Source organism: Pseudomonas sp. NPDC087626 (genome assembly GCF_044743405.1).
Classification (GTDB): Bacteria; Pseudomonadota; Gammaproteobacteria; order Pseudomonadales; family Pseudomonadaceae; genus Aquipseudomonas.
In genome coordinates, this window is the sequence record NZ_JBIUWJ010000060.1 from 1 (window position 1) to 9,205 (window position 9,205).

Consider the following 9,205-nt stretch of genomic DNA (forward strand, 5'->3'; position numbering starts at 1 on the left):
TGCGCGGCTCCTACGGTAAGTCATCGGACCTACCATCGATACGTTGTTAACTATCGTCCCGCTCGCGGATGTATTCCTCGAGCAGCTTCTTCTCTTCTCCAGAAAGCGAGCGGCTTTCCAGAAGATCGGCGCGTCGTTCAAAGGTCCTACCAAGGGACTGCTGTAAACGCCAACGCCGGATATGCGCGTGATTGCCACTTAGCAACACGTCGGGAACACTCTGATCCGCATACACCTCCGGTCGGGTGTAGTGCGGGCAATCCAGCAGACCATCCGTAAAGGAATCTTCCTCGGCGGAGTCCGCATGCCCTAAAGCTCCAGGCAGCAGTCGTGTAACCGCGTCAATCAGGACCATCGCCGGCAGCTCGCCGCCAGACAGTACATAGTCACCAATCGACCACTCTTCATCGACATGAGCTTCAATAAATCGCTCGTCAATGCCTTCATAGCGACCGGCAATCAGGATTAATGCTTCCTCATTCGCCAACTCGCGTACCGCCGACTGAGTCAGTTGACGGCCTTGGGGCGACAGGTAAATGACCTTCGCCGCCTCCCCGGCTGCTGCCTTGGCCTGAACCAGAGCATCTTCCAGGGGCTTGATCTTCATCACCATGCCCGGGCCACCGCCAAATGGGCGATCGTCCACAGTGTGATGTCGATCCGTCGTGTAGTCTCGCGGATTCCAACAGGTCAGCTGCAAGAGCCCCTGTTTCACCGCCCGACTGGTGATGCCGTACTCGCTGATGGCGGAGAACATCTCGGGAAACAAACTGATCACTTCTACGCGCAAGTTAGCCACGCTTAGAAGTCCGCATCCCATTCCACCTTCATCTCGCCTGCTGCCAGGTCGACTGCCAACACACATTGCTCCGTATAGGGCAACAGGCGTTCGCGATCATCCAGGCTGCCAGCGCAAGGCTTGACCACCATTACATCATTGGCGCCGGTTTCCAGAAGATGATCGATCTTCCCGAGCAATTGCCCGAGTTGGTCAATGACCTTCAGACCTTCGAGCTGGTACCAGTAGTACTCGCCGTCGGTCAGTTCAGGGAACAGGTTGCGCGGCACGCAGATCTCGTAACCGGCCAGAAGACGCGCTTCTTCACGATCATCAAGACCCTTGAGCTTTGCGACCAGGAACTTGTCGTTCCCACGTCCGCTGACCAGCTCAACCTGCTTTACGCTGCCTTCGCGCTTGAGCGTCCAGGTTTTGTACTGCAAGAGGTTTTCAGTCGGATCAGTAAAGGAATACACCTTCACTTCGCCGCGAACGCCATGAACAGAATAAATTTTGCCGATAACGATCAAATCATCAGCATTGGCTGGCGTCGCGTTCATATTGCTCAGGCCGCAGCCTTAGCAGATTCCTTCAGCAACTGAGCAACGCGCTCAGAAGGTTGTGCACCAACGCTCAGCCAGTAGGCTACGCGCTCTTGGTTCACGGACAGACGGACTTCTTGACCACGAGCAACAGGGTTGAAGAAACCAACCTGTTCTTTGTGCGAACCGTCGCGCGGGTTGCGGCTGTCGGTTACGGTCAAGTGGTAGAACGGGCGCTTTTTGGAGCCGCCAAGGGCAAGACGGATGGTTAGCATGTGAACATAGTTCCTGTAGTCGGTGCTGCAAATCTAAATGCACAGCGGGCATAGGTGCCCGAAAGGCCGCATATTCTAAGGAATATCCGGACTTTTGCAAATGTCTTTTTCTGGCGCCTATCGGCGTGCCATCCAGATTTGCGGTAGAGCCGTTGTCTCCAACGGCGAGTCAGCGCCCGCCAAGGCGGGCTACTGCTGGCCCCACGTCCATGTGGGGGCCGCGCCGACAAGACTGTCGGCGCGAATTCTTTACATTTTTGGCATGCCGCCGCCGGGCAACATACCGCCCATGCCGCGCATCATTTTGGCCATACCGCCTTTGGCGGAGAATTTCTTCATCATCTTCTGCATCTGCTTGTGCTGCTTGATCAAGCGGCCGATGTCCTGCACCTGGGTGCCGGAACCCATGGCAATCCGACGCTTGCGCGAACCGCTGATCAGCTCAGGGTCGCGGCGCTCGGCCGGGGTCATGGAGTTGATGATGGCTTCCATCTGCTTGAACTGTTTCTCTGCCGCGCCCTGGGCATTGCCCATTTGCGCCAGGTTGACACCGCCGATGTTCGGCAGCTTGTCCATCAAGCCGCCGAGGCCGCCCATGTTTTTCATCTGTTGCAGCTGATCGCGGAAGTCTTCGAGGTCGAAGCCTTTGCCCTTCTTCAGCTTTTTCGCCAGCTTGTCGGCCTTGTCCTTGTCGAGGGTCTGTTCAGCCTGCTCGATCAGACTGAGCACGTCACCCATGCCGAGGATGCGCGAAGCGATACGCTCGGGATGGAACGGCTCCAGGGCTTCAGTCTTCTCGCCCATACCGATGAACTTGATCGGCTTGCCGGTGATGGAGCGAACCGACAACGCGGCACCGCCACGGGCATCACCGTCGACCTTGGTCAGGATCACCCCGGTCAGCGGCAGCGCATCGCCAAAGGCCTTGGCCGTGTTGGCGGCGTCCTGGCCGGTCATGGCGTCGACCACGAACAGGGTCTCGACCGGCTTGATCGCGGCATGCAGGGCCTTGATCTCGCCCATCATCTCTTCGTCGATGTGCAGGCGACCGGCGGTATCGACGATGACTACGTCGATGAATTTCAGGCGTGCTTCTTTAATGGCGGCTTCGGCGATATCGACCGGCTTCTGGCTCAGGTCGGACGGGAAGAACGTCACGCCAATGTCGTTGGCCAGGGTTTCCAGCTGTTTAATCGCCGCCGGACGGTAGACGTCCGCGGACACCACCATCACCGACTTCTTCTTGCGCTCCTTGAGGAAGCGCGCCAGCTTGCCAGCAGTGGTGGTTTTACCGGCACCCTGCAGACCGGCCATCAGGATCACGGCTGGCGGCACGGCACTCAGGTTCAGATCTTCGTTGGCCTCGCCCATCAGGCTTTCGAGTTCGGCCTGGACGATCTTCACGAACGCCTGGCCCGGCGTCAGGCTGCGCGACACCTCGGTGCCGACAGCGCGCTCCTTGACCGAATTGACGAAGTCCTTGACCACCGGCAGGGCGACGTCGGCTTCGAGCAACGCCATGCGCACTTCACGCAGGGTGTCTTTGATATTGTCTTCAGTCAGCTTGGCTTTGCCGGTGACATGGCGCAGCGTCTGCGAGAGACGGTCGGTTAAGTTTTCAAACATGCGCGATCCTTTCAGGCCCTATGGAGACCGAGGTAATGGCGGCCCAGACCGTGAAAAACATGTGCTCGGCGAGCCTGCGGCGTGGGCAGGTCGCGGATTATAGCGAAGACTGCGTCTGGCGCACACCCGCCGTCTGGTTGTGCGGTCTTTCATGCGACAAGGGTTGTATGCCAAACTCATTCTCTTTCGGGCTTGCCTAACAGGATTTATGCTCCCCTTGTCACCCAGTTTGCTCACGACACTCGCCGCCGCCTGCTTATACGCCGCTGCGACTTTCTACCAAGGCTCTCGCCTGGCCACAGGCGCCAAGGTAAACAAACGCCTGCTGGTCATGCTCGGCATCCTCGCCGTCCTGGCCCACAGCGCGAGCCTGTTCACCCACTTGGTGACGCCGATCGGCCTGGGCCTGGATTTTTTCAGCGCCGCCAGCCTGATTGCCGCCGCAGTAATTGCCCTGACCCTGCTGGCGTGCTCACGCATCCCGGTGGAAAACCTGCTGCTGCTGTTGTTCCCACTGGGACTGGCCACGGTGCTGCTGGCGCAGTTCGCGCCGTCGGGCACGGTGCAGGTGATCGACGAGGAGCCGGGGATTCTCGCCCATATCCTGCTGTCGATCCTGGCCTACGGCATGTTCACCATCGCCGTGTTCCAGGCGCTGCTGGTGCTGGTGCAAGACTATCAACTCAAGCACAAGCACCCCTCAGGGCTGATCAAGAACTTCCCGCCGCTGCAAACCATGGAGAGCCTGCTGTTCGGTTTCCTCTGGGCCGGCTGGACCCTGCTGTCGCTGTCACTGATCTCCGGCTGGTTGTTCGTCGAGAACCTGTTTGCCCAGCACCTGGTGCACAAGACCCTGCTGGCGTGCCTGGCCTGGATCGTCTTCAGCGTGTTGCTGTGGGGCCGCAATCGCCTCGGCTGGCGCGGACACAAGGCCATTCGCTGGACCCTGGCCGGCTTCTGCCTGCTGATGCTGGCCTATTTCGGCAGCAAGCTGGTCCGCGAATTCATCCTGCACATCTGACGGGCATTCGTTATGGATAACCTGCCCATAGGGCCATTGCTCGCCGTGCTGGCCCTGCTGATCCTCTGGTCGGGCCTGTTCACCGCCATCGAAGCGGCGCAACAGCAACTGCTGGCTCAACGCACCGCCTCACGGGCGAACGACAAGCCGGTGGCCAGGCTCAATTTCCCGCTCAGCAGCCTGATTCTGTGCAATACCTTGTGCCGGGCACTGGTGGTGGTCATCAGCACCCTGCTGGCGGTATTCGGCTGGGCCGACAACGGCCCCTGGCTCGCCTGCCTGAGCGCCACGGCGGCCTTGCTGATTTTCGCCGATTACCTGCCGCGCACCCTCGCCAGCCGCTATCCGGATACCATCCTGGCGCTGGGCAACACCCTGCTCGGCGTGCCATTGAAGATCCTCTACCCGCTCGCCTGGCTGCTCAGCAGCATCAGCCTGCTGCTGCTCAAGCCCCTGGCACGCAAACCCAAGGTGGTGCAACAGAGCGAAGACGAGCCACAGCCCACTCCGACAAACGACAACGAGCACGAACATGCCGCCTGTCGCCCCCACGCCCTGGCCGGCATTCATGCGCTGGACAACATCACCGTCAACGACATCCTGGTGCCGCGCAGCGAAGTGGACGGGATCAACCTCGACGATCCGCTCGAAGACATCATCGAACAGCTGCGCACCAACAAACGCACGCGCCTGCCGGTGTTCCACAGCGATATCAACCAGGTCGAGGCGGTACTCAACACCCGGCAGATCCGCCACTTGCTGCCCAATGCCAGCCTGACCAAAGAGGCCTTGCTGGCGGCCTGCCACGAACCGTACTTCGTGCCGGAAAGCACCCCACTGCAACTGCAGCTGCTGAATTTCCACAAACAGCAGCGGCGCCTGGGCATGGTGGTCGACGAATACGGCGAAGTGCAGGGCATCGTGACCCTGGAAGACATCCTCGAGGAAATCGTCGGCGAGTTCGAAAGCCAGCACAGCCTCGACAACCCGCACATTCACCCGCAAGCCGATGGACGGCTGGTGATCGACGGCGCAGCGTCCATCCGCGAGCTGAACAAGACCCTGGGCTGGCACCTGCCCAGCGACGGCCCGAAAACCCTCAACGGCCTGGTGACCGAGGCGCTGGAAACCATTCCGGACTGCCCGGTGTGCCTGAAAATCGGCCGCTATCGGCTGGAGATCCTCGAAACCGAGGAAAACCGCGTCAGCCAGGTGCTGATCTGGCACACCACGTCCGTGCCTGCAATTGGCTGAAAGAGCACTGCACAGCCTCTTGTTGAATCGTTAGCCCCCTTCCTATAATCACGACGCTTACCCAAGCCCCGCCGCAGACCGTGCTACCCGCACCCAGTGTCTTGCGGCCAGTTGCACGACTCTGCGGCGAACGCTCCTACCTGGAGCGCCCTCCGCGCCCCACCCCAACATCCCTGGGTGCTTCAACCATAATAATTCGCTCCTCGCGAGCACATGACTGTCAGGGATAACCGCATGACGACGAGCACCACTTACGGCGAAGCCACACCTTCCCAACCGACTAACTCCGCCACCCGAGTGGCCACCGCGAGTTTTATCGGCACGGCCATCGAGTTCTACGACTTTTATGTCTACGCCACTGCCGCGGCACTGGTGATCGGCCCGGTATTTTTCCCCCAGACTTCCGGCACCGCGCAAATGCTGTCGGCCTTCCTGACCTTCGGCATCGCCTTTCTGGCCCGGCCGTTGGGTTCGGCGCTATTCGGCCACTTCGGTGATCGTATCGGGCGCAAATCGACCCTGGTCGCCTCGCTGCTGCTGATGGGCGTCTGCACCACCTTGATCGGCGTACTCCCGGGTTACGACAGCATTGGCGCCTGGGCGCCGATCCTCCTGTGCGTGCTGCGCTTCGGCCAGGGCCTGGGACTGGGCGGGGAATGGGGTGGCGCTGCCTTGCTGGCCACGGAAAACGCGCCACCGGGCAAACGCGCCTGGTTCGGCATGTTCCCGCAACTGGGTCCTTCGATCGGCTTCCTGGCCGCCAATGGCCTGTTCCTGACCCTGGCCATGACCCTGGACGACGAACAGTTCCGTTCCTGGGGCTGGCGCATTCCGTTCCTGCTCAGCGCCGCACTGGTGATGGTGGGCCTGTATGTGCGCCTCAAGCTGCACGAAACCCCGGTGTTCGCCAACGCCGTGGCACGCCAGGAACGGGTGAAAATCCCACTGGTCGAGCTATTCAGCCAATATTGGGCACCGATGTTGCTGGGCGCAGGCTCGATGGTGGTGTGCTACGCACTGTTCTACATTTCCACCGTGTTCTCCCTGAGCTACGGGGTTTCGACCCTGGGCTACAGCCGCGAAACCTTCCTCGGCCTGCTGTGCTTCGCGGTGCTGTTCATGGCCGCCGCCACCCCACTGTCGGCCTGGGCCAGCGACCGTTACGGACGCAAGCCGGTGCTGATCGTCGGTGGCGTGCTGGCGATTCTGTCGGGGTTCCTGATGGAGCCGCTGCTGACCCAGGGTTCGACCTGGGGCGTGGCGCTGTTCCTGTGCATCGAACTGTTCCTGATGGGCGTGACGTTTGCGCCGATGGGCGCGCTGTTGCCGGAACTGTTTCCGACACACGTGCGCTACACCGGCGCATCGGCAGCCTACAACCTGGGCGGCATTGTCGGAGCCTCGGCGGCGCCGTTCTTTGCGCAGAAACTGGTGGCGATGGGCGGTTTGAGTTATGTCGGCGGGTATGTGTCGGGGGCAGCGGTGCTCAGCTTGATTGCCGTGCTGTGCCTGAAGGAGACGCGTAACAACGATTTGAATCGGGTGGCCTGATAAGACGCCATCGCGGGCAAGCCCGCTCCCACAGGGTTTCTGGTGTACACAAAATTTGTGATCAGCCGAACATCCTGTGGGAGCGGGCTTGCCCGCGATAGCCGCGCTGCAGTTTAGAGTTCTACCACTACAGCCTGAGAAGCGCGGGTTGCTTTAGCCCGGGCCAATTCAATCGACTCATCGCGCGCCAGCGCCACACCCATGCGACGCTGACCGTTCACCTCTGGCTTGCCGAACAAGCGCAACGCGGTATCCGGCTCGCTCAAGGCAGCCCCCAGGTTGGCAAAGGCAGTCTGGGTTGACTGCCCTTCCACCAGAATCACCGCCGAAGCCGAAGGACCGAACTGACGGATCAATGGGATCGGCAGGCCGAGAATTGCCCGGGCGTGCAGCGCGAACTGCGACAGGTCCTGGGAAATCAGAGTCACCAGGCCGGTGTCATGGGGACGCGGCGAGACTTCGCTGAACCACACCTGATCACCCTTGATGAACAGCTCGACGCCAAACAGACCACGCCCACCCAGGGCCTCGGTCACAGCCTTGGCTACCCGCTCGGATTCCGCCAGGGCAATCGGGCTCATGGCTTGTGGCTGCCAGGACTCCTGGTAATCGCCCTTCTCCTGACGGTGACCGACGGGGGCACAGAAAGTGGTGCCGCCAACGTGGCGCACGGTCAGCAGGGTGATTTCGTAGTCGAAGTCGATGAAGCCCTCGACAATCACCCGGCCTTTACCGGCACGCCCACCTTCCTGCGCGTAATCCCAGGCGCTCTGCACGTCATCGGCGCTGCGCAGCAGGCTCTGGCCCTTGCCCGAGGAACTCATCACCGGCTTGACCACACAAGGGAAGCCCAGGTCCTCGACCGCCTTGCGATAGTCTTCGACGGTATCGGCGAAGTGGTACGGGGAAGTTGGCAGGTCGAGCTCTTCGGCGGCCAGGCGACGGATGCCTTCGCGGTTCATGGTCAGTTGCGCGGCACGGGCGGTAGGGATCACGGTGAAGCCTTCGGCCTCCAACTCCACCAGGGTAGCGGTGGCGATGGCTTCGATTTCCGGCACGATGAAGTGCGGCTTCTCGGCTTCGATCACTGCCCGCAGCGCGGCACCGTCGAGCATGTTGATCACGTGGCTGCGGTGCGCCACCTGCATCGCTGGCGCGTCGGCGTAACGATCCACGGCAATCACTTCAACGCCCAGGCGTTGCAGCTCGATCACCACCTCCTTGCCCAACTCACCACAGCCACACAGCAATACGCGGGTCGCGGTTGGCGACAATGGAGTTCCGATACGAGTCATCTGAAGTTCCTCAAAGGAGCGGATCATCGAGGGATATGGCGCAGCGCGCACTTCCCATGGGGAGAAAGCGCGGCATTTTACATGAACCAGCGGCTTTGGCCTTAGCTGACGATCGCCTGTTTGCGCAGGCGCCAGGCCATGATCAGCCACACGGCCGTCACGCCGGCGAACTTAGAGCCCAGGGCGGTGAGCAGCACGCCGGGAGTCAGGGCGTCGATCATGCCGAAGAAAATGAAGGTATCCAGGGGAATGCTCAGCGCCGAACTGATCCACAACCGGTCGTGCAAGGGCCGCTTGGTGATGCTGAACACCAGCCAATCGATGCACTCCGACACTGCAAACGCAGTGGCGCTGGCCAGGGCAATGGAAGGATCGGATGTCAGGTACGACAACACCAGCGCCGCCAGCATGGCAATGATCGCGCCATGGCCGAAGCGGATCTGCACCATGTCGCGCAGCACGAACACCAGCCCACCCCAGGCCGACCAGATGATGTCCAGGTGTGGTGCAGTGGAAAAGGCGTAGTTGATCAGCACGACGCTGCTGATGTAGGCGATCAGGAAGAGCATGGGGCGCGGGGATACCTGGCAGTTTGGCGCATAGGGTACTGCAGCGGCGCGAAGCCGCCAAATCCCAATGCGGCTGTCTGCTGTCTGCTGTCTGCTATCGGTAGGAGCAAGGCTTGCCCGCGATGGGCATAGGTATCTACACAGCTGTGGTGCGATGTTGCGCCTGTGGGCCGACCGGGATGTTGGATTAGACCGCGTGCATATCCATTTTTGCGGTAACGGCCACCTATGGTTCCGCTTTTACAGCGGCTCACTTTTGGAGGAGCCCAAAAGTAAGCAAAAGGCTCTTGCCCC

At 60.8% G+C, this 9,205-nt stretch carries 9 protein-coding genes; 3 read left to right on the forward strand and 6 right to left on the reverse strand.

Features of this window, described 5'->3' with window-relative positions; translation table 11 throughout:
- Positions 1-46 precede the first annotated feature (46 nt).
- The 4 genes from trmD to ffh all read right to left on the reverse strand — a co-directional run bounded on the left by trmD (position 47) and on the right by ffh (position 3,221).
- Positions 47-820: a tRNA (guanosine(37)-N1)-methyltransferase TrmD gene (gene trmD, locus ACIOVD_RS27595; RefSeq protein ID WP_401131324.1), complete on the reverse strand. Its 774-nt coding sequence runs from the start codon at positions 818-820 to the stop codon at positions 47-49.
- Positions 802-1,338, reverse strand: coding sequence for a ribosome maturation factor RimM (gene rimM / locus ACIOVD_RS27600; RefSeq protein ID WP_095166646.1), 537 nt, complete (start codon positions 1,336-1,338; stop codon positions 802-804). The genes trmD and rimM overlap by 19 nt, the downstream gene beginning before the upstream one ends.
- 5 nt (positions 1,339-1,343) lie before the next feature.
- Positions 1,344-1,595, reverse strand: coding sequence for a 30S ribosomal protein S16 (gene rpsP, locus ACIOVD_RS27605; protein ID WP_003198088.1), 252 nt, complete (start codon positions 1,593-1,595; stop codon positions 1,344-1,346).
- Between the two features lie 249 nt (positions 1,596-1,844).
- A complete protein-coding gene (gene ffh / locus ACIOVD_RS27610; RefSeq protein ID WP_095166644.1) occupies positions 1,845-3,221 on the reverse strand; it encodes a signal recognition particle protein in 1,377 nt (458 codons plus the stop codon).
- Positions 3,222-3,429: 208 nt separating this feature from the next.
- On the opposite strand from ffh, the gene ACIOVD_RS27615 reads away from it, so the two are divergent.
- The 3 genes from ACIOVD_RS27615 to ACIOVD_RS27625 all read left to right on the forward strand — a co-directional run bounded on the left by ACIOVD_RS27615 (position 3,430) and on the right by ACIOVD_RS27625 (position 7,047).
- Positions 3,430-4,242: an inner membrane protein YpjD gene (locus tag ACIOVD_RS27615; RefSeq protein WP_095166642.1), complete on the forward strand. Its 813-nt coding sequence runs from the start codon at positions 3,430-3,432 to the stop codon at positions 4,240-4,242.
- A gap of 12 nt (positions 4,243-4,254) precedes the next feature.
- Positions 4,255-5,496 (forward strand): transporter associated domain-containing protein, encoded by a 1,242-nt coding sequence (locus ACIOVD_RS27620; protein WP_401131328.1) that lies wholly within the window; start codon positions 4,255-4,257, stop codon positions 5,494-5,496.
- A 234-nt stretch (positions 5,497-5,730) separates the two neighbouring features.
- On the forward strand, positions 5,731-7,047 hold the full coding sequence (locus tag ACIOVD_RS27625; RefSeq protein WP_401131330.1) for an MFS transporter: 1,317 nt from the start codon (positions 5,731-5,733) through the stop codon (positions 7,045-7,047).
- 113 nt (positions 7,048-7,160) lie between these two features.
- On the opposite strand, the gene purT is transcribed toward ACIOVD_RS27625, so the two are convergent.
- Both purT and ACIOVD_RS27635 read right to left on the reverse strand, forming a co-directional pair.
- On the reverse strand, positions 7,161-8,342 hold the full coding sequence (gene purT / locus ACIOVD_RS27630; RefSeq protein WP_320333720.1) for a formate-dependent phosphoribosylglycinamide formyltransferase: 1,182 nt from the start codon (positions 8,340-8,342) through the stop codon (positions 7,161-7,163).
- Between the two features lie 101 nt (positions 8,343-8,443).
- Complete coding sequence (locus ACIOVD_RS27635; protein WP_095166637.1) at positions 8,444-8,911, reverse strand: VUT family protein; 468 nt, start codon at positions 8,909-8,911, stop codon at positions 8,444-8,446.
- Positions 8,912-9,205 lie beyond the last annotated feature (294 nt).

Bases quoted from the DNA above. Each gene is read 5' to 3' on its own strand.
- ACIOVD_RS27620 (WP_401131328.1), top strand. From the start codon at position 4,255: ATGGATAACCTGCCCATAGGGCCATTGCTCGCCGTGCTGGCCCTGCTG.
- ffh (WP_095166644.1), bottom strand. From the start codon at position 3,221: ATGTTTGAAAACTTAACCGACCGTCTCTCGCAGACGCTGCGCCATGTC.
- purT (WP_320333720.1), bottom strand. From the start codon at position 8,342: ATGACTCGTATCGGAACTCCATTGTCGCCAACCGCGACCCGCGTATTG.
- ACIOVD_RS27635 (WP_095166637.1), bottom strand. From the start codon at position 8,911: ATGCTCTTCCTGATCGCCTACATCAGCAGCGTCGTGCTGATCAACTAC.
- rimM (WP_095166646.1), bottom strand. From the start codon at position 1,338: ATGAACGCGACGCCAGCCAATGCTGATGATTTGATCGTTATCGGCAAA.
- rpsP (WP_003198088.1), bottom strand. From the start codon at position 1,595: ATGCTAACCATCCGTCTTGCCCTTGGCGGCTCCAAAAAGCGCCCGTTC.
- ACIOVD_RS27615 (WP_095166642.1), top strand. From the start codon at position 3,430: ATGCTCCCCTTGTCACCCAGTTTGCTCACGACACTCGCCGCCGCCTGC.
- ACIOVD_RS27625 (WP_401131330.1), top strand. From the start codon at position 5,731: ATGACGACGAGCACCACTTACGGCGAAGCCACACCTTCCCAACCGACT.
- trmD (WP_401131324.1), bottom strand. From the start codon at position 820: ATGGGATGCGGACTTCTAAGCGTGGCTAACTTGCGCGTAGAAGTGATC.